Raw genomic sequence first — 20,737 nt, forward strand, 5'->3', positions numbered from 1 at the left:
GCGCCAGGGAAGTGGCCATGCTTATTTCTTTTCCGCTTTGGCTTTCGCAAGCAGCACGTCCATCACGGTCAGTGCCTGGGCGTTCAGCTGCTCTTCGTTCTTGGCTGACTTGCTGCCCTGATCGGCTTGCGAAGGCGAGGTGATGTAGCGGCCGTCGATGGCGATCATGGGCCAGAACGTCACGTTATAGCCCTGCATCATGGCGTCCGCACGGCGCACGCGGGCCGAGACGCCCATCGAACGGTAGGTGTCGATGAACTTCTGGCGGTCCACGCCCTGCTTGGCGACGAAGTCGAATACGGCGTCGTCGGTGGCCAGGCGGTTGCGCTCCACGTGCATGGCGTGGAAGACGCTGGTGTGCAGCTTGTCGAGCAGGCCCATGGCTTGCAGGGTGAAGAACAAACGCTGCTGCGGCGTCACGCTGTCATCGCGCGACACGTGCACGCGCTTGAAGACGATGTTGTCGCCCTGTTTCTTGACCCAGGCCGCCAGTTGCGGTTCGAGTACGTTGCAATGCGGGCAGTAATACGCAAAAAATTCCGTCACTTCGATTTTCTTGCCTGCTTCCGTCACCTGCGGCGTGGCCAGGGTGTCGTATTCGACGCCATTCTTCGGCTCGGCCGGCGAGGCCGATGCGCCCAGGGCGGCAGTGCACAGGGCGGCGGCGAACAGGATTTTCTTCAGAAAGCGCATGCTGGTTCCTTATTTTTGGTTGCGGACGACGGCCACATCGATACCGTTTTCAGACAGTTTGGTGCGCGCGCGGTTCATCGCTTCGAGCTGGTTGAACGGCCCGATGCGCACGCGGTGCAGCACGCCGGCATCGGTACTGCGGTCGCTGATGGCCGCTTCGAAGCCCAGCAGCGCCAGTTTGCCGCGCGTGCTTTCGGCGTCCGACATGTCATGGAAGGCGCCGGCCTGCAGATAATAAATCCATTTGTCGCTGGCGGCATCGGCTTTGGCTTGCGGCGCTGGCGCTGCTGCCGCCGGCGTTTTCGGCGCCGGCTTGTCCTTCAATGTACCGATGAGTTCCTGCAACGCGTCCGGCGGCGGTGCCTTCGGCTGCTGCGCGGGAGCGGGTGCCGGCGCAGCAGGCTGCGTCGGCGCGACGATCTCGCGCGGCTCCTTGGAGAAGTCGCGCGCCGCTTCCTTGGCCGCTTCCTTGTTGCCGTACATCGGCTTGTTCGGATCGGCGATCTGCCCGGCCGTCGGTTCGGCCGACTTGCCAGCCTTGCCCGACTTGTCGGTGAAGGGCGAGGCGCCCTTGGTGATCACCAGGGCGACCACCACGGCGATGCCCAGGCCGATGACCAGGCCGATGATGATGCCGACCAGCGTGTTGCCCTGCTGGCGCCGGGTCGAAGAGAAGCGGGAAGCGTGGGGGAAGCGTGACTCATTGACGGTTAGACCTTCGCGATTACATTTTGTTTGGCGCGGATACGCCGATCAGTGCCAGGCCGTTGCGCAGCACCTGGCGCGCGGCGATGACGAGGGCCAGGCGGGCCATCTTGACGGCGTCGTCCTCGACCAGCACTTTTTCGGCGAAGTAGAAGCTGTGCAGATTGGCGGCCAGGTCGCGCAGGTAGAAGGCGACTTGATGCGGTCCCAGTTCCGCTTGCGCGCGCGCCAGCGTTTCCGGGTAGGCGGCCAGGGTCGCCAGCAGGGTCGCTTCGGTCGGTGCCGTTAACGGAGACAAATCGGGAGACAAGTCGACGTTGTTGAAAATGCTTGCATCGCCGCCCCAGTTTTCCAGGATGCGGCAGATGCGCGCATGCGCGTACTGCACGTAATACACCGGGTTTTCATCGGTGGTTTTCAGCGCCACGTCGACGTCGAAGACGAATTCCGTGTCGGCCTTGCGTGAGATCAGGAAGAAGCGCACGGCGTCGCGGCCCTTGGCGATGTCGCCGCCGCCCGACCATTCGATCAGGTCGCGCACGGTCACGTAGGAGCCGGCGCGCTTCGAAATCTTGACTTCTTCGCCGTCCTTCATGACGGTGACCATCTTGTGCAGCACGTAGTCGGGGTAGCCTTGCGGGATGCCCATGTCGACCGCTTGCAGGCCGGCGCGCACGCGCGCGATGGTGCCGTGGTGGTCGCTGCCCTGGATATTGATGGCCTGCACGAAGCCGCGCTGCCATTTCACCAGGTGATACGCCACGTCCGGCACGAAATACGTGTAGGTGCCGTCCGTCTTGCGCATCACGCGGTCCTTGTCGTCGCCGAAGTCGGTGGTACGCAGCCACAGCGCGCCATCCTGCTCGTAGGTGTGGCCCGCCTTGATCAAGGTTTCCACGGCGCTGTTGACCTTGCCGTCCGCGTACAGCGAGGACTCCAGGTAGTAATTATCGAACTTCACGCCGAACGCCTGCAAGTCGATGTCCTGCTCGTTGCGCAGGTAGGTGACGGCAAACGGGCGGATCGAATCGATGTCGTCGATGTTGCCATTCGCCGTGGCGGGCAAGCCATCGCTGGCCGAGACCGTCTTGCCGGCCTTGAAGTCGTTGGCGATGTCGGCGATGTAGTCGCCGTTGTAGGCTGGTTCCGGCCATTCGGCGTCGCCCGGCTTGAAGCCGCGCGCGCGCGCCTGCACGGAATTGGCCAGGGTCTGGATCTGCACGCCCGCGTCGTTATAGTAAAACTCGCGCGTGACTTTGTAGCCTTGCGCATCGAACAGCGACGACAGGGCGTCGCCCAGCGCCGCCTGGCGGCCGTGACCCACGTGCAGCGGGCCGGTCGGGTTGGCCGAGACGAATTCGAGGATGACCTGCTTGCCGGCGCCTGCCGTGCTGCGGCCATAGCTGTCGGCCTCGCTCAAGATGGTTTTCACCACGGCTTGCTTGGCGGCGTTTGACACGCGCACGTTGATGAAGCCGGGACCGGCGATTTCCACTGCCTCGACCAGGCCCTTGCCGGCCGGGTTGGCCAGCACGGCTGTGACGATGGTTTGCGCCAGTTCGCGCGGATTCTGTTTCAGCTGCTTGGCCAGTTGCATGGCGATGTTGCAGGCGACGTCGCCATGCGATGCGTCGCGTGGTCGCTCGAGCACCACGGATGGCTCAAGCGTAGTGCCGGCCAGGACGGGAGCGAGGGCGGCCTGGAACAGGGCGATGATTTCTTGTTTCTGTTGGGCGAGCATGAGCAGGATGGCGGTGGAACCGCGTTAAGAATGAATAGAATGAATCAAAAAGCAAAACGGACGGCCAGTACCCAAGCCGCCCAGACTGCGTCAATTATACTGGTTTGCCGGCGGGAACAATACGCTTGCCAGCAAGGTCCCCGTGCCGGCGCATTTCACGATATTATCAGGACAACATGCTCATGTTGGTGCATGAAAACATCAGCATGGCGCATTCTGCTTGTATATATGCAGTTTTTTTCCGCAATTTACAGGTATCGCTGCAATCGCTTGGGCCAGAGGGCGCCACAAACGCTACAATCGACCCTTTATTGATAACGCGCGGCCGCGACTTTGCTACCATGCAGCCCACCGCGCGCAGCCACACCGGATAACTATGAACAAGCGCCCCACGCTGAAATTGAAAACCAAGCCGGCGCCAGGCCAGGCCCCTGCCGCACCGAAATTGCGTCCCAGCTACCATCCCGACCTGAAACCGGTCTTGCAGCCAGGCTTCCAACCCGATTTGCGCGCCGACTCGCTGGCGTTTTGCCTGCTGGGCGCCGCCAATGCCGTGGCGCAAGTGCGCACGGGCACGGCCCTGCCGCAGGCGCTGGCCAAGGTGTTTGCGCAATCGAACGCCAGCCCGCAGGCACGCGGCGCCATCCAGGATATTTCCTACCGCACCATGCGCCAGCTGGGCCGCAGCGAAACCCTGGTCGGCCTGATGACGTCGAAGGCGCCCGAGCCGCCGATGCTGGCCGCGCTGCTGTGCTGCGCGCTGTCGCTGATGTCGGCCGAGCCGGGCGAACAGCCCTACGAAGAATTTACCGTTGTCGACCAGGCTGTCACGGTGGCCACCTCGCACCCTGACCTGGCGCATGCCAAGGGCATGGTGAATGCCGTGTTGCGACGTTTCTTGCGCGAGCGAAAGTCCTTGCTGGAAGCGGCCCTGCAGCAACCTTTGGCGCAATGGAATTATCCGCAATGGTGGATCGATACACTGCGCCTGGCTTACCCGCGCGACTGGCAAGCCATTCTGACGGCCGGCAATGCCGTGCCGCCATTGACCCTGCGCGTGAATCGCCGCAAGAGCACGGTTGAGGCGTACCTTGCCGTGCTGGACGAGGCGGGTATCGCCGCGCGCCAGGTGGGACCGTTTGCCGTACGGCTGGACAAACCCATCGGCGTGGCGCTGATTCCCGGCTTCGAGCAGGGCGTCGTCTCCGTGCAGGATGCCGGCGCGCAACTGGCCGCACCGCTGCTGGACTTGCAAGACGGCATGCGCGTGCTGGACGCCTGCGCGGCGCCCGGCGGCAAGACCTGCCACATCCTGGAACTGGCCGACGTGCACGTGACGGCCATCGATGCGGACGCCAAGCGCCTGCCGCGCATCGCGGAAAACCTCGAACGCCTGGGCCTGGACGCCACCCTGAAGGCGCAGGATGCGCAATCGAGCGCGTGGTGGGACGGCCAGCAGTACGACCGTATCCTGGCCGACGTGCCGTGCACGGCTTCGGGCATCGTGCGTCGCCATCCGGACATTCGCTGGTTGCGCCGCAAGGGCGATGCGTTCCAACTTGCAACACTTTCCTCCAAAATTCTGGACAACCTGTGGCAGATGCTGCGCCCCGATGGTAAATTGCTGTTCGTGACATGTTCATTGTGGCCGCAAGAATCCGAGGCACAGGCGGCGGCATTTGCGGTGCGCAATAATGCGACCCGATTGACAGCGCCTGGCCAGCTGTTGCCGACTGGCAGCGCGGAGCAGGACCATGACGGTTTGTTCTATGCGCTATTCCAAAAAAATGCGGCTTGAGCGATTCGTCGAACCTTTTCCTACGGACACCACCGGCACACTTGTGACAACACGACTCTTCCGACTCCTGGCCCTGCTGCTGATGCTGGCATGTACCATGCCGCGCGCGCAAGCCGCCGACATGGTCGAGATCACCCGTGCCTACATCGAGTCGAGCGAAGAGGGCTACAAGCTGGCCGCCACCTACTCCTTTGATCTCAATCACGACCTCGATGATGCCGTGCAGCATGGTGTGCCCCTGTTTTTCACGACAGAAATCGAACTGACCCGGCCCCGCTGGTACTGGTTCGATGAAAAGGCCATCGTGGCGCGCCAGACCAGCCGGCTGTCGTACAACGTGCTGACGCGCCAGTATCATGTGTCGGGCGGGGGCTTGCAGCAAAGCTTCCCCACGCTCGACGATGCGCTGTTCCTGATCCGCCGCCCCAGCCGCTGGCTGGTGGCGCCGCGCGGCGCGCTGAAAGTGGGGCAGACGTATAACGTCACCTTGCGCATGGGCATGGACCGCGACTACCTGCCCAAGCCAATACAGGTCAATGCCTTCAATAACAGCGACTGGCGCCTGGCTTCGAATAAAAAAACCTTCTTGTATACGGCGGAGTAGTGAGTCAAGCATTACGCTATCTGCTGGTAGTGGGCGGCGGCATTGTCAGTATCCTGCTGTTCCTGCTGGCGTCGGCTTCCGACAATTCCGGCTTTTTCGACCGCTATTACACCTGGCTGCTGGGCCTGAACGCCGCCGTGGCCGTGTCGCTGCTGGCGCTGGTGGGCATTTCCCTGGGCCGTTTGTACGTGCGCTACAAGAGCGGCAAGTTCGGCTCCAAGCTGATGACACGTTTGGTGATGCTGTTCGCCGCCGTCGGCATCCTGCCGGGCCTGGTGATTTTTCTTGTTTCTGTGCAATTCGTGTCCCACTCCATCGAGTCCTGGTTCAACGTCAAGATCGAAGCGGCGCTGGAATCGGGGATTGAGCTGGGCCGCGCCGGCCTCGATGCGGCCCTGGTCGAGCTGGACCACCGGGGTCACAAGGCGGTCGCGGAACTGGGCAGCGATCCGGTGGCCGGTCCGGCCGTGCTGACCAGCCTGCTACGCGAAGAAGGCATGCAAAATGTCATGGTTGTCAGCAGCGACGGCGTGCTGCTGGCCAGCGCCGGGCCGCACAGCGCGGCCGACTTGCCCACGCCGGCCATGCTGGTGCAGGCCGCCTCGCCAGCCGGTTATGCTTCCGCCGAAGGGGGTCTGGAGTTGCACGACGATGGCACGGAGTCGGGCGGCGGCGGTTTCCGCGCGGGCACGCCGGCATCGCTGGAAACGGCGGCCAGCCTGCGTTTGCGCGTGCTGGTGGCCGTGCCGGGGCCCTCCGTCTCGCCGCGCTACCTGCAATTGCTGCAAGCGGTGCCGCCCAAGCTGGCGACGAATGGCGAGGTGCTGCGCGCCGCCTACAGCGAATACAAGGAACGTTTCGTCGCGCGCGTGGGCTTGCGCAAGATGTATATGGAAATCCTCACCTTGACCTTGCTGCTGGCCATCTTTGGCGCCATCGGCAGCGCTTTCCTGATCGCGGGCAATCTGGCCCAGCCCCTGCTGCTGCTGGCAGAAGGCACGCGCGCCGTGGCCGAGGGCGACCTGTCGCCGCGCCCCATCGTCGCCACCAAGGATGAACTGGGCACGCTGACGCAGTCGTTCAACATCATGACGCGCCAGTTGCTCGATGCGCGCACGGCCGTGGAAAGCAACCGTGCCGCGCTGCAAAACGCCAAGGCCCACCTGGAATCGGTGCTGGCGAACATGTCGGCCGGCGTGATGGTGCTCGACGGCGATTTCAAGCTGGTGACGTGCAATGAATCGGTCGAGCGCATCTTGCAGCATTCGGGCATGAGCATCGTGGGGCAGCCGCTGGCGCATATTGCTGGAATGGAAGAGTTTGGCGGCGCCATCATCAGCGCCTTCACGGCGCAAAGCGCACAATCGGCGTCGGGCCGCAACCAGCAGCGCCTGCACTGGCAGCGCCAGATCGAGATTCCGCGCCGCCTGGGCAGCAGTGCCGACGAGCATGACATCACCCTGCTGGCGCGCGGTTCGCGATTGCCGCTGGAGTCCGGCAGCGGCTACATCGTTGTCTTCGATGATATTTCCGACGTGATTTCTGCGCAGCGCTCGATCGCCTGGGGCGAGGTGGCGCGCCGCCTGGCGCATGAAATCAAGAATCCGCTCACGCCCATCCAGCTGTCGGCCGAGCGCCTGCAGATGAAGCTCGAAGGCAAGCTGGAGCAGCCGGATGCGGACTTGCTCAACCGCGCCACCACCACCATCGTCAAGCAGGTCGATGCGATGAAGCGCATGGTCGATGACTTCCGCGACTATGCGCGCACGCCGCCGGCCGTGCTCACGCCGTTGCGCCTGAATGAACTGATCGAAGAGATCCTGAACCTGTACCTGCGCGGCGATGATGGCGACATCATCCACCCGCAACTGGCGCCGAATTTGCCGATGGTGATGGGCGATCCGACCCAGTTGCGCCAGGTGATCCATAACTTGCTGCAGAACGCGCAGGACGCCATGGCCGACCTGCCGCCGGACTCGCCGCATCCGCGGATTGACGTAAGGACGGAAGCAATTCATTATCGCAGTGCGGACGGCGGCGTGAATATCGCCGTGCGGCTGGCCATCACCGACAATGGCCCTGGTTTCGCGCCAAAAATCCTGGCGCGCGCCTTCGAACCCTATGTGACCTCGAAGGCGCGCGGCACGGGATTGGGCCTGGCGATGGTCAAGAAAATTATCGATGAACATGGCGGACGCATCGATATCGAGAACCGGGTCGACGGCAATGGCGCTTCGGTGGTCATTTTGCTGTTAAAGTTAGCTCCCGACACTCCTGCCCAGGATTTCCTGGCGTGAGGGTCTGGTTTAGTATTTAAAACACTAATAAAATCATAGCTGTCCGCCGTGTGCATCTTGTGCGCGAGGGCCGGCGAAATGAGGAAGGCAAGACACGAATGGCAAACATACTCGTAGTGGATGATGAAATGGGTATCCGTGAGTTGCTCTCGGAAATTCTGGGCGACGAAGGACATGCTATCCAGCTGGCCGAAAATGCGCAGCAGGCGCGTGAAGCGCGTGCCGCCGGTGCGCCGGATCTGGTATTGCTGGATATCTGGATGCCCGACACCGATGGCGTGACCCTGCTCAAGGAATGGCAGCGTGACGGCTTGCTGACCATGCCGGTGATCATGATGTCGGGCCACGCCACCATCGATACGGCGGTCGAGGCGACGCGCATCGGTGCCATGAATTTCCTGGAAAAACCGATTGCCCTGCAAAAACTGCTGAAAGCAGTCCAGCAAGGCTTGACGCGGGCACAGGAAACCGTGCGCGCGCCGAGCGTGGCGCCGCGTCCCGTGGCACCCGTGGTGGCCGAGGAAAGCAGCCATCCCGTGCCCAGTTTTGGCGGCAGTGCGCCGCAACAGCTGATGGTGCGCCCAGGCATCGCCGTACCGGCGGTGGCTGAAGGCCATGGCTACAACCTGTCGTTCGACTTGCCGCTACGCGAGGCGCGCGACGCGTTCGAGCGCATGTATTTCGAACACCACCTGGGCCGCGAAGGCGGCAGCATGACCCGCGTGGCGGAAAAAACAGGCCTGGAACGTACCCATTTGTACCGCAAGCTGAAACAGCTGGGCGTCGAACCGGGCAAGCTGGCCAAGAAAAGCCTGTGACGGCAGCCGTGCGGCGCTTGATGCCGCTGACCCTGGTCAGCGGTGGACGCGCCGCCGGGCGCGAGGCCGCCATCGCGCAAGCCTTGGCACCGGACGAGCCGGCCGCCGTGATCCTCGAGGGATTGGCTGACGGCAACGCCATCCTGGCCGACCTGGCCGGGCAAGCTTCCCCTTCTCCACCATTTCCATTGCAACTGTTGCGCATCGCGCCCGGTTGCTTGTGCTGCAGCGGCAATCTCGTATTGCGTGTAACATTGAATCGTCTGCTGCGCCATCCTCCCGCGCGCTTGTTCATCAGCCTGGCCGATGCCACGCACATCGAACAATTGCGCGCCTGGCTCACTGCCAGTCCCTACGACGTCCTGCTGGCGCTGCAAGCCGACATCGTGCTTTCTTGACGATTTCCTGATGGAATTCCCGCACTTGCTTTTGCATCTCGTTACAACTCTGTAGCCCGCCGGGTGGCATGGCGCTTGAAATGGCGCCGTATCAGCCCCACCTCTGTTCTGAAACCGCAGGAGTTTCTCTTGCTTGAGCGAAGGATGCAAAATGAACCTGATCTATAACAGCGAACAATACAGCGTCGTGGAATTCGGCGCCGACGTCGACCTGGAAGCCCTGCGCTTTGGCGGCTATGAAATCGTCGACAAGGGCGGCAAACGCGAGACGTTTATCGCTGGCATCCTTGCGCAAAACTTCCGCCGCGACGTCACGGAATTGATCGCCAGCGAACCCAGCATGGAAGAGATCGATGAATTTTTGGGCAGCTATGATTCCCTCATGAGCCAGCCTGTCCTGTTGCACTAGGGTGGTGGCTATCGTCACCATACCAATCCGCCGGGCGGCATGGTATGGTGGCCGTGTTATCCCGCCGCAAACAGACCATGTGCCAACTTCTCGGAATGAATTGCAATGTCCCCACGGACATTGTCTTTAGTTTTACCGGCTTCGCCATGCGCGGCGGCCATACCGATACCCACCATGACGGCTGGGGCATCGCCTTTTTCGAGGGTGCTGGCGTGCGCCATTTCGTCGACCACCAGGCGGCCATCGCCTCGCCCGTGGCCGAACTGATCAAACGCTACCCGATCAAGTCGCGCAATGTCATCGCGCATATCCGCAAGGCCACGCAAGGCCAGGTGGCGCTGGAAAATTGCCACCCGTTCGTGCGCGAACTGTGGGGCCGCTACTGGGTATTCGCCCACAATGGTGATTTGAAACAATTTCATCCCGTGCTGACGGGCAGTTACCGCCCTGTTGGCTGCACGGACAGCGAACTGGCTTTCTGCTATCTGCTGCAGCAATTGCATGCGCGCTTTGGCGATGCTCCGCCGGCCTTGCCGCAACTGCATGCCGCGTTGGCGGAATTGCTGCCCAGCATCGCCGCCCACGGCACTTTCAACATGATGCTGTCGAGCGGCGAGGCGCTGTTTGCCCATTGCTCGACCAGCTTGCACTATCTGGTGCGACAACATCCGTTTCCAACTGCTAAACTCTCCGATGAAGACCTGAGCGTGGACTTTTCCCAGGTGACGACACCCCAGGACCGCGTGGCCGTGATCGTTACCCAGCCGCTGACGACGAATGAGCAGTGGACGGCGTTTGCGCCCGGCGAATTGAAATTATTTGTCGACGGGATGGTGCAAGACACGCCAGTGGCCTAATTTGTTGACGACAATACGCCGGATTGCTGCCAAAATACCCACAGCGCGGGCGAAATTCAGCTAAAGTATTGTCAATAGTGAACCTTGATGCGGGCACCGCGCGGCCGGTGTCACTCGACCTGATTGATGAAGACTTAATGATCGATATTTCCAGCAACGACATCACCCCGAAACCCTTGCGCGTGCGCGAGTTCTATCTGGGGCGACAACCTATCCTTGACCGCAATCAAGCCCTGTTTGGCTATGAGTTGCTATTCCGCAACGCTCCGGTCGGTCCCGCCAACATCACCAGCGACCTGTCCGCCACGGCTTCCGTGATCGCCCACGCCTCCCAGTTGGGGATGGAAAAGGTCATCGGCGACGCGCTCGGTTTCGTCAACGTCGATGCCGACGTGATCATGAGCGATATCTTCGTTTTCCTGCCGCGTGAAAAAGTCGTGCTGGAAATCGTCGAATCGATGCCCGTCACGCCGGAAGTGCGCGCGCGCATCAGTGAACTGGTGGGCCATGGTTTTACTTTCGCGCTGGAAAACGTGGTGGCCGACACGTCTCAAGTGCAGGAACTGCTGCCGCTGGTGCAATACGTCAAGATGGACATGAGCACGGTCGACCCGAAAGTGCTGGCGGCGCTGGCGCCCCGTTTCAAGCAGGAGCAGAAGAAACTGGTGGCGGAAAAGGTCGAGACGCGCGAAGAATTCAAGTCGGGCCTGGACCTGGGCTTCGATTATTTCCAAGGTTATTATTTCGCCAAGCCCGCCATCATGACGGGCAAGAAGCTGTCGCCATCGCAACTGGCCGTCATGGAACTGATGACCCTGGTCACCTCCGACGCCGACAACATGGATATTGAGCGCGCCATCAAGCGCGATGTGTCGCTGGCTTTGAACCTGTTGCGTTTGGTGAATACACCGGCCGTGGGCGCGCGCCAGCGCATCGATTCGCTGAGCCAGGCCGTTACCGTGCTGGGCCGTCGCCAGCTGCAGCGCTGGCTGCAGATCATGCTGTACGCGGAGCCAAGCAAGCGCGGCCATAGTATGACGCCGCTGCTGATGCTGGCCACCACGCGCGGCCGTTTGCTCGAATTGCTCGCGCATAAACTGCGCCCGAACCAGCCCCATTCGGCCGATATCGCCTTTACGGTCGGCATCATGTCCCTGATGGATACCCTTTTCGGCGTGCCGATGTCGGAAATCCTCAGCCAGATCGAAGTAATCGATGAAGTGGCCGAAGCGCTGCTGTCGCGCGAAGGCTTCTACGGCGACCTGCTGCGCCTGGCCGAATGCATCGAGCGCATCGAAGACATGGAAGGCGAGATCGTACCGACCCTGCGCGACCTGGCCATGTCGCCGGACGACCTGGTAGAGCTGGAAATGGCGGCCTACGAATGGAGCGATAACGTTGTCAGATACGCGCTGTAGGTCGGATTAGGTGGGGCCGCCGAGGCCCAAAGGGCCGTAATCCGACAACATTGTTGGCGCGTTCTTCAAAAGCCCTGGACGGCGATGCCGTGACAGGGCTTTTTTACGCCGCTACGCTGCCGCACCGGGCCAGTGCTTGTGCAGCTCGGGGTCGGTGCGCAGTTCCCACAGGGCCAGCACGACGACGGCGATGCCGACGATCAGCTCGTTCCACAGGACGACGCGCTGTTCGGCGATGCGCAGCACCCATGGCGAGACGCCGACCCAGACGCCCACCAGCAGGTTGACGACGACGGCCCAGAAATAGGTCTTGTACAGGTCGAAGGCGGCCAGCACGGCGATCACCAGGCCCGAGGCAAAGGCGTTGATCATCTGTGGCGAGCCTTCGGGATAGGAAAACGCCCATGGCGAAACGAGCAGCCACAGGCCCAGCAACAGGATCACTTGATCTTGCCAGCGTTTCAGTTTGAAATTGCTTGCCATATATCCTCCTTAGCCAGTCAGGGAACGGGCCGGAGCGGGCATGCAGCATGCCGACCGGCATACTGCGTTAGTGCGCTGCGGCGCACGATAAGTTCCGCGCGCCTTGTGCTTATATTATGGCACTACAACAGATTCGGTGCCAGCCAGCGTTCCACGTCCTCGATGCTGGCGCCGCGGCGCTTGGCCATGTCTTCCACCTGGTCCATGCCAATCTTGCCGACGACGAAGTATTTCGACTCCGGGTGGGCAAAATAGAAGCCGGAGACGGCCGCGCCGGGGAACATGGCATACGATTCCGTCAGCTGCATGCCGATGTCCTCGGCCTGCATGACCTCGAACATCTCTTTCTTGACCGTGTGCTCGGGGCAGGCGGGGTAGCCGGGCGCGGGGCGGATGCCGACATATTTTTCGCCGATCATGTCGTCATTGCTCAAGTGCTCTTCCGGCACATAGCCCCACAAATCCTTGCGCACGCGCTCATGCAGGTATTCGGCAAATGCCTCGGCCAGGCGGTCCGCCAAGGACTTCAACATGATGGACGAGTAATCGTCGTGCGCATCCTCGAAGCGCTTTTCGTATTTCTCGATACCCAGGCCGGACGTCACGGCGAACATGCCGATGTAATCCTTCACTCCCGATGCCTTCGGTGCAATGAAGTCGGCCAGGCACTGGTTCGGCCGCTGCACGCCGTCGACCACGGGTTTGACGCCCTGCTGGCGCATGCCGTAGTAGGTGAACGCCACGCTACTGCGCGTATCGTCCGTGTACACCTCGATATCGTCGTCATTGACGCTGTTGGCCGGCAGCAGGGACACGACGCCATTGGCCGTCAGCCAGCGTCCGTCGATGAGTTTTTTCAGCAGGGCCTGGCCTTCCGCATAGACCTTGGTGGCCGCGTCGCCCACCACTTCATCCGTCAAAATGGCGGGGAAGGGGCCGGCCAGGTCCCAGGTCTGGAAGAACGGGCCCCAGTCGATATAGTTGGCCAGGGTGGCCAGGTCGACATTTTTAAACACGCGGCGGCCGATGAACTTCGGTTTCACGGGAGTGCAGGGGCCGTCGAAGGGCACGAGCATCTTGTTGGCACGCGCCTGCGCCAGCGGCAGGATGGGCAGCGCCTTCTTGTTGGCGTGCTGCTCGCGGATGCGCGCGTAGTCGAGTTCGATGTCTTGCACATATTTGTCGCGCTGTTCCGGCGTCAGCAGCGATTGCGCCACGGACACGGAACGCGAGGCGTCCGGCACGTAGATCACGGGGCCTTCGTAGTTGTGCGCGATTTTCACCGCCGTGTGGGCGCGGCTGGTGGTGGCGCCGCCGATCAGCAGGGGAATTTTCAGCATGCGGAAGTGTTCGTCGCGCTGCATTTCCTTGGCGACATAGGCCATTTCTTCCAGCGACGGCGTGATCAGGCCGGACAGGCCGATGATGTCCGCGTTTTCCACCTTGGCGCGGGCCAGGATTTCCGAGCACGGCACCATGACGCCCATGTTGACTACTTCGAAGTTATTGCATTGCAAGACTACCGTGACGATATTCTTGCCGATGTCATGCACGTCGCCTTTCACGGTCGCCATGATGATCTTGCCCTTCGGCTTGGCGACGATGCCCGTGCGTTTTTCTTCCAGCAGCTTTTCTTCCTCGATGAACGGGATCAAATGGGCCACGGCTTGTTTCATCACGCGCGCCGATTTCACCACTTGCGGCAAGAACATCTTGCCTTGGCCAAACAGGTCGCCAACCACGTCCATGCCGGCCATCAGCGGGCCCTCGATCACGTGGATGGGACGCCCGCCATTGTGCAGCAGTTCCTGGCGCGCTTCTTCCGTGTCTTCCACGATGAATTGCGTGATGCCGTGCACCAGCGCGTGCGACAGGCGCGCCTGCACCGTGCCTTCGCGCCAGGCCAGGGTTTGCGCCTCGGCCTTGCCGCCCGCCTTCAGGGTGCCGGCGATCTCGATCATGCGCTCGGTGGAGTCTTCGCGGCGATTCAGCACCACGTCCTCCACGCGCTCGCGCAATTCCGGATCGAGGTTGTCGTACACGCCCACCATGCCGGCGTTGACGATGCCCATGGTCATGCCGGCCTTGATGGCGTGGTACAGGAAGACGGTATGGATGGCTTCGCGGGCTGGATCGTTGCCGCGGAAACTGAACGACACGTTCGACACGCCGCCCGAAATCTTTGCGTACGGCAGGTTTTCCTTGATCCAGCGCGTGGCGTTGATGAAGTCGACGGCGTAATTATTGTGCTCTTCGATGCCGGTGGCGACGGCAAAGATGTTCGGGTCGAAAATGATGTCTTCCGGCGGGAAATCTAGCGCATCGATCAATAAATGATATGCGCGGGCGCAAATCTCGATCTTGCGCTCGAAGGTGTCGGCTTGCCCTTTCTCATCGAAGGCCATGACGATCACGGCGGCGCCATAGCGGCGGCACAGTTTCGCCTGGCGCAGGAATTCTGCCTCGCCTTCCTTCATCGAAATCGAGTTGACGATGGCCTTGCCCTGCACGCATTTCAGGCCCGCTTCGATGACCGACCATTTCGACGAATCGACCATGATGGGCACGCGCGAAATATCGGGTTCCGAGGCGATCAGGTTCAGGAAGCGCGTCATGGCGGCCAACGAGTCGAGCATCGCTTCATCCATGTTGATGTCGATCACTTGCGCGCCGTTTTCCACTTGCTGGCGTGCCACGGAGAGCGCCTCGTCGTATTGCTCGTTGAGAATCATGCGCGCGAACGCTTTCGAGCCCGTGACGTTGGTGCGCTCGCCCACGTTGACGAACAGCGATTCGTCGTTGACGACGAACGGTTCCAGGCCGGCCAGGCGCAAGTCGTGCGATGGGGCCGGCACGCTGCGCGGCGTGTTCTTCGACAGCAACTCGCCGATGGCGGCGATGTGCTCGGGTGTGGTGCCGCAGCAGCCGCCCGCCATGTTCAAGAAGCCCGCGTCGGCGAATTCGCGCAGCAGGGCGGACGTGTCGGCTGGCAACTCGTCGAAACCCGTGTCGCTCATGGGGTTGGGCAAGCCCGCGTTCGGGTAGATGCAGACGAAGGTGTCGGCGATCTTGGCCAGTTCTTCCGCGTACGGGCGCATCAGAGCGGCGCCCAGTGCGCAGTTCAGGCCGATGGTCAGCGGTTTCGCGTGGCGCACGGAATTCCAGAAGGCGGGCACGGTCTGGCCCGACAAAATGCGTCCCGAGGCGTCCGTGACGGTGCCGGAAATCATCAAGGGCAGGCGCACGACGGTCGGATTTTGCTCGTAGAACAGGTCGATGGCGAACAGGGCCGCCTTGCAGTTCAAGGTATCGAAAATGGTTTCCACCAGCAGCACATCGGCGCCCCCTTCCACCAGGCCCTGCGTCTGCTGCAGGTAAGCGGCCACCAGCTGGTCGAAACTGACGTTGCGCGCGGCCGGGTCGTTCACATCGGGCGAGATCGATGCCGTCTTCGGCGTGGGGCCCAGGGCGCCGGCGACGAAGCGCGGCTTGTCCGGGGTGGAATATTTATCGCAGGCGGCGCGTGCCAGCTTGGCCGCCTGCACGTTCATTTCATAGGCCAGGTGGGCCATGTGGTAATCATCTTGCGCGATCGTCGTGGCGCCGAAGGTATTCGTTTCGATCAGGTCGGCGCCGGCCGCCAGGTAGCGCTCGTGGATTTCCTGGATGATGTGTGGCTGGGTGAGCGTGAGCAGCTCATTGTTGCCTTTAACGAAAAGTTCGCGTGCACCGCTGTCGGCCGGCGCGGCGAAATCGATGAAGCGGCCGGCGGGGCCGCCACGGTACGCTTCTTCGTCGAGCTTGTATTGCTGGATGATCGTGCCCATGGCGCCGTCGAGGATCATGATCCGCTGCGCCAGAATGGCGCGCAAGGTGGCTTCGGTCGGGGACATGGCGGGGATCACGGTATCGTTCATTTCATGCTTTCAATAGGCAAACGGGCGGCGGCGCGGCGACAAGACTTTACGAGGCGGATGCGGGTCAGCAGGATCCGCTGACGGAGAGTTGCCGGCCGGGTAGGGCAGGCAGAAAGGTGGCAATCGCCTGATTTCACCGGGTCTAAAATTATACGGCATCAGGCTGCTTTGGTTTTAAGCAAAAGCGGTCGTTCACCCCACCGCAAGCTTTCTTGCAACACATCGCCTTGCGCCGTGCCTGCTCCTGAAATGACATTTATGAAAATCTTACTCAAAACGTTAATTCTTCCACCAAAATTGGCGGAAATATATGCCCTCTAGGCTGTGGAAAAATTTCCACATTATTTATGCCATATCAGCCTATTTTTAATGAATCGAATGGCAATAGCTGTAATGGAAAATAAATTCGATTATAGACGCTGCAGAGTGAGAGGAATAATGCTCAGAATAAATTTTGCCAAACAGATATTTTCATTATTATCAAAACCAATTGAATCAAAAGCATTAATAGTTGTCTTTAGGAATCGAATTAACCCATAATATTGGTTCCTAGAAATTAAATTCTCACCAAAAGTCACCAATATGTCACATTTATCTTGTGTCCTCCCCGGCACCGCGCTGCATCAACCTGGTTGCCAGCCATGAAAAACCGTCTGCTTGTCGCATTGTTTGTCATGCTGGGCCTGTCCGCCTGCGGCGGTGGCGGCGGCGGTGGTGGCGACACCGTGGTGGCGACCACTTCGGGTACTCCCGTCCAGATTCCTGCCGTGACGGCCGTCTCGGCGGCGAATGTCGTCGTGGGTGGCAGCCTGGTGCTCACGGGCACGAATCTGAGCCGCGTGACGGCCTACCAGGTGGGGGGCGTGACGGTTGCCACTAGTGCCGCCAGCGAGACCAGCGTTACCCTGGCCATGCCTGGCGTGCCCGTAACGGGTGCCCTGAGCCTGGTCAGCGCCAGCGGCACGGCGGCCAGCAGCTATAACGTCAATGTGTACCTGCCCTTGAGCGTGGGCAGCGTCGCACCGGCGACGGGCGGCGTCGGTTCCAGCGTGACGATCACGGGCGGCGGCATGGGTACCGTGACGGCGGTGCAGTTTGGCAATGGTGCGGCGGCGACGCCGCAAAGCCAGACGGCCGGCAGCGTGACCGTGGTGGTGCCCTTGGGCGCGGCAACGGGGGCGCTGACGGTGCGCGGTCTTTACAACGATGCCATCAGCAGCGATACGTACAAGGTCTTGGCGAGCGTGGTCGTGACGTCGATCACCTCCAACGTCAACAGCGGGACCTTGTCGGTGACGCTGCAGGGCAGCAATCTCGACCAGGTCAGCTCGGTTTCGGTGGGCAATACGCCGGCTGTCATCGTCAGCGCCAGTGCCAGCCAGCTGCTGCTGTCCGCGCCAGCTGCGGCAACGGGCAACGTGATGCTGTCGGCCGCTTCGCGCATCGCCGTCAATGCGGGCACGGTGTCGGCCTTTACCTTGGGCAGCATTGATTTTGCGCAAGTACTGAATTTGAACGCCAGCAATACGGCCTTGCGCCTGACGCGCGGCAAGCCGACCGCCGTGCGCGTGTCCGTGCTGGCCACGCAGGCGGGCCAGGCCAGTCCGGCAGTCACCCTGAATGCGACCGCCGCCAATGGCAGCAACCTGGGCAGCATCGCGATGACGGGGCCGGCGCTCTTGCCGACGACGAAGAACGATGACAGTTTCAATGGCAACTTCAGTGCCGTCCTGCCGTCCGGCTGGATCTTGCCCGGCGTGCGCGTGCGCGTGACGGCCGTCGGCAATGACGGCGTGCAAGTGAGCCAGGAAGCGGCGCCCGTGGTGGCCAGCTTGGCCAGAATCCGCTTGGTGCTCGTGCCCCTGAGCACCGACGATGGCGTGGCGCAACTGCCTGACGCCGAGGTGATCCGTGCTGCGCTGCTGCGCGTGTATCCGTATGCGACGGAAAATATCAGCATCACGACGCGCGCGGCGCTGAGCATGCCAGGCAGCAGCACGGCCGACAGCTGGTGGAGCGATACCCTGGGCAAGCTGGAAAACAAGCGCGCGCTGGAAGACAGCGGTGCCTACTATTATGGTTTCGTGCCGAAAATGTCCGCCACCCGCGCCGCCGGCCTGGCCTACATCAACCAGCGCAGCAGCGGCAACGACTTCACGTCGGCCATCGGCCTGGATGCCAGGTTCAACAGCATCGCATCGGTCGATCCTTTCGGCAATCAATGGCCTGAATGGCTGACCACGCTCGTGCATGAGCTGGGTCACAACCACTCGCTGCAGCACGTTGCCTGCGGCGGCCCGGCTGGCGCCGCTGTCGACTACCCGTATGCCGATGGCAATCTGGGCCCGCAGCCGCTGTACAACAGCAACTATGCAGGCAACATCGGCCAGCTGAGCAAGGCAGTCTATGGCAGCACGCCGATGAAGGACGTGATGAGCTATTGCAGCGGCGCCTGGTTCTCCGACTACAGCTATGCGCGGGTGCAGCAATTCCTGGAAAAACGCAGCACGCAAATTACGGGCAGCAATGTGCTGGCCGCCAGCATGTCCGTGGCCGAGAACGGCTATCTGACCATTTCCGGCCGCATCACGCCAAGCGGCGTGGCCTTGCGCCCAGCCGTTGCCTCGTCCACGCGCGTTGGCGCAGCGGCCAGCGGCAGCGGCCAGGCGTACACCTTGCGGATACTGACGGCGTCCGGAGCGACTATCGACTTGCCCTTCGATGCCGTGACCGTGGCCGACCATGGCGACAGCGCCATGAGCCACTTCCGCGTCAGCTTCGCCAATCCGGGCGATATCAGCGACGTGAAAGTATTATCAAAAGGCAAGGCATTGGCCACCCTGGATCGCCCGCTTCGCCGTAGCAAGGCCGCCAATGATGGCAGCTTTGAGGTAACGCAAAGCGGCGGCAAGCTGGCGCTGGTCTGGGATGCGCAAGCGGAGCCGTATGCGGCTGTGCTGCACGTGGCGACCGATGGTCGCAAGACGGTGGTCGCCAGCGGCTTGACGGGTGGCAGTGCCAGCGTCGACGTGAGCGCCTTGCCGGCCGGCGGCCGCTTCGAGGTCAGCCTGTCGTCGTCCGTCCGCGCACGCCTGATGAACGTCCAGCGCCGCTAGGCGCTAACGCCGGATGCAACAAGGGCTTGCCGCAGCAAGCCCTTTTTTTTGTGCCGATCGCGCAGGCATTGGTGCACAAACTGCACAGATCCTGTGCCTGGCGGAGGCTGCTACTTTTCATCCTGTCTGCCTAGAATGGGTCTTCATCCACTTGCGGAGCATCCCATGCCCATCCTGAACCTGCGTTTGTCCACCGCGCCCGATGCGCGCCAGTCGGCCGCCATCGCCGCCACCCTGAGCGCCCTGACGGCGCGGCTGCTGCACAAGGCGCCCGAATTGACGTCGGTGGCGATCAGCCATGTCGATGCGGCGCACTGGTTTGTTGGCGGGCCCTCGCTGCAAGCCCAGGGCAAGGCCAGTTTTTTTCTCGATATCCTGATCAGCGATGAAACGAACACGGCAGCGGAAAAAGCCGCCTATATCGCCGCCGTGTTCGCCGCCATGCAGGAGTATCTCGGCGCCTTGCATGACGTCAGCTACATCCACGTGCATGACGCGCGCCAGGCGGCCTGGGGCTATGGCGGCTTGACGCAGCAGTTTCGCGCCGTGCGCAAGGCGCTGCAGCAGTCGTGATTAATCCCAGTGGCGATCTTGATAGTGCTGCACAGCAAAATCAATGAAGACCCTGACCTTCGGCGACAGCTGGCGGCTGTGGGGATACAGTGCGTACAAGGTGCGCGGGCGCAAGGTGTAGCCGGGTAATATCTCGACCAGCTGTCCGCTGTGCAGCGCGTCGCGCACGATGAAGGCGGCCGCGCCGGCAATCCCCATGCCGCCCACGGCGGCTTCGCGCAGGGCGACACTGGTATTGGCTTGCAGGCTGCCGCGCACGGCCACCTTGTGCGTGGCGCCGTCACTATCCGTGAACAACCACTCCGCCGGCTTGTCGCCCGATGTGTACATCAAGCAATTGTGCTGCGTCAGGTCTTGTGGCGTGGCCGGATGGCCATGGCGGGCCAGGTAGGCGGGCGCAGCAATGGCCAGCGTGCGGCTGCTGGCCAGCTGGCGCGCCACCAGGGTGGAATCGGGCAAGCCGCGCGCCAGTCGCAGCGCCACGTCGAATCCATCGTCGATCAGGTCGACGATGCGGTCATTACAGACGAGGTCGATGTGGATGTGCGGGTATTGGCGGCTGAAGGCGGGCAGCCAGGCGGCCAGTTCCAGGGTGCCGAAAGCCATCGGCGCATTGATGCGCAGGCTGCCGGACGGCTGCGCCTGGTGCCTGGCGACGGCGCGGTCGGCCGCATCGAGCGCGTCGAGAATGTCGCGGCTGGCCAGATAGTATTCCTGGCCGGCGGCCGTCAGGGCGAAGCGGCGCGTCGTGCGATTGAGCAACTGGGCGCCCAACTGGCTTTCCAGCTGGCGGATCTGGCGCGATACGATGGAGTGCGAGATGCCCAGCGCGGCGCCGGCGGCCGTGAAACTGCCCAGTTCCACGACACGGCGCAGGGCGCGCAGGGCGGTTAGCTGGTCCATGGGGCGC

At 61.9% G+C, this 20,737-nt stretch carries 16 protein-coding genes; 10 read left to right on the forward strand and 6 right to left on the reverse strand.

The features are described from left to right. Positions 1–21: 21 nt before the first annotated feature. From CNX70_RS04815 to argS, 3 genes are all read right to left on the reverse strand, one after another. Complete coding sequence (locus CNX70_RS04815) at positions 22–693, reverse strand: thiol:disulfide interchange protein DsbA/DsbL (protein ID WP_096233776.1); 672 nt, start codon at positions 691–693, stop codon at positions 22–24. Positions 694–702: 9 nt separating this feature from the next. After that, positions 703–1,335, reverse strand: a complete 633-nt coding sequence (locus tag CNX70_RS04820; protein ID WP_096233777.1) for an SPOR domain-containing protein — start codon at positions 1,333–1,335, stop codon at positions 703–705. An 82-nt stretch (positions 1,336–1,417) separates the two neighbouring features. After that, positions 1,418–3,139: an arginine--tRNA ligase gene (argS, locus tag CNX70_RS04825; RefSeq protein ID WP_096233778.1), complete on the reverse strand. Its 1,722-nt coding sequence runs from the start codon at positions 3,137–3,139 to the stop codon at positions 1,418–1,420. A 376-nt stretch (positions 3,140–3,515) separates the two neighbouring features. Here argS and rsmB point away from each other — a divergent pair, with 376 nt between their 5' ends. The 8 genes from rsmB to CNX70_RS04870 all read left to right on the forward strand — a co-directional run bounded on the left by rsmB (position 3,516) and on the right by CNX70_RS04870 (position 11,738). Continuing rightward, complete coding sequence (gene rsmB, locus CNX70_RS04835; RefSeq protein ID WP_096233780.1) at positions 3,516–4,937, forward strand: 16S rRNA (cytosine(967)-C(5))-methyltransferase RsmB; 1,422 nt, start codon at positions 3,516–3,518, stop codon at positions 4,935–4,937. A gap of 43 nt (positions 4,938–4,980) precedes the next feature. Beyond that, positions 4,981–5,541: a DUF4390 domain-containing protein gene (locus CNX70_RS04840; protein ID WP_242428526.1), complete on the forward strand. Its 561-nt coding sequence runs from the start codon at positions 4,981–4,983 to the stop codon at positions 5,539–5,541. After that, positions 5,541–7,838 carry a sensor histidine kinase gene (locus CNX70_RS04845; RefSeq protein ID WP_096233781.1) on the forward strand — a complete coding sequence of 766 codons (2,298 nt, stop codon included), beginning with the start codon at positions 5,541–5,543 and terminating at the stop codon, positions 7,836–7,838. Before CNX70_RS04840 ends, CNX70_RS04845 begins: the two co-directional genes overlap by 1 nt. Positions 7,839–7,936: 98 nt before the next feature. Next, entirely contained in the window at positions 7,937–8,656 is a 720-nt protein-coding gene (locus CNX70_RS04850; RefSeq protein WP_034784724.1) for a response regulator, read from the forward strand. Beyond that, positions 8,653–9,054: a GTPase gene (locus CNX70_RS04855; RefSeq protein ID WP_096233782.1), complete on the forward strand. Its 402-nt coding sequence runs from the start codon at positions 8,653–8,655 to the stop codon at positions 9,052–9,054. The genes CNX70_RS04850 and CNX70_RS04855 overlap by 4 nt, the downstream gene beginning before the upstream one ends. 151 nt (positions 9,055–9,205) lie before the next feature. After that, on the forward strand, positions 9,206–9,463 hold the full coding sequence (locus tag CNX70_RS04860) for a BTH_I0359 family protein (RefSeq protein ID WP_071079509.1): 258 nt from the start codon (positions 9,206–9,208) through the stop codon (positions 9,461–9,463). A 77-nt stretch (positions 9,464–9,540) separates the two neighbouring features. Continuing rightward, positions 9,541–10,320, forward strand: coding sequence for a class II glutamine amidotransferase (locus tag CNX70_RS04865; protein WP_096238274.1), 780 nt, complete (start codon positions 9,541–9,543; stop codon positions 10,318–10,320). Between the two features lie 137 nt (positions 10,321–10,457). Then, entirely contained in the window at positions 10,458–11,738 is a 1,281-nt protein-coding gene (locus CNX70_RS04870; protein WP_096233783.1) for an EAL and HDOD domain-containing protein, read from the forward strand. A gap of 111 nt (positions 11,739–11,849) precedes the next feature. On the opposite strand, the gene CNX70_RS04875 is transcribed toward CNX70_RS04870, so the two are convergent. Both CNX70_RS04875 and metH read right to left on the reverse strand, forming a co-directional pair. Further along, a complete protein-coding gene (locus CNX70_RS04875; protein ID WP_096233784.1) occupies positions 11,850–12,221 on the reverse strand; it encodes an SPW repeat protein in 372 nt (123 codons plus the stop codon). A gap of 122 nt (positions 12,222–12,343) precedes the next feature. Continuing rightward, on the reverse strand, positions 12,344–16,138 hold the full coding sequence (gene metH / locus CNX70_RS04880) for a methionine synthase (protein ID WP_244199040.1): 3,795 nt from the start codon (positions 16,136–16,138) through the stop codon (positions 12,344–12,346). A gap of 641 nt (positions 16,139–16,779) precedes the next feature. Between metH and CNX70_RS04885 the strand changes: the two genes are divergently transcribed. Continuing rightward, positions 16,780–19,254, forward strand: a complete 2,475-nt coding sequence (locus CNX70_RS04885) for an IPT/TIG domain-containing protein (protein ID WP_096233785.1) — start codon at positions 16,780–16,782, stop codon at positions 19,252–19,254. A 165-nt stretch (positions 19,255–19,419) separates the two neighbouring features. After that, positions 19,420–19,827, forward strand: coding sequence for a tautomerase family protein (locus tag CNX70_RS04890; protein ID WP_096233786.1), 408 nt, complete (start codon positions 19,420–19,422; stop codon positions 19,825–19,827). Here the strand turns inward: CNX70_RS04890 and CNX70_RS04895 are convergent, their stop codons facing one another. After that, on the reverse strand, positions 19,828–20,730 hold the full coding sequence (locus CNX70_RS04895) for a LysR family transcriptional regulator (protein WP_096233787.1): 903 nt from the start codon (positions 20,728–20,730) through the stop codon (positions 19,828–19,830). Positions 20,731–20,737: the final 7 nt, after the last annotated feature.

Origin of the sequence: Janthinobacterium svalbardense, assembly GCF_002327145.1 — a bacterium.
GTDB classification, from domain to species: domain Bacteria; phylum Pseudomonadota; class Gammaproteobacteria; order Burkholderiales; family Burkholderiaceae_D; genus Janthinobacterium; species Janthinobacterium tructae.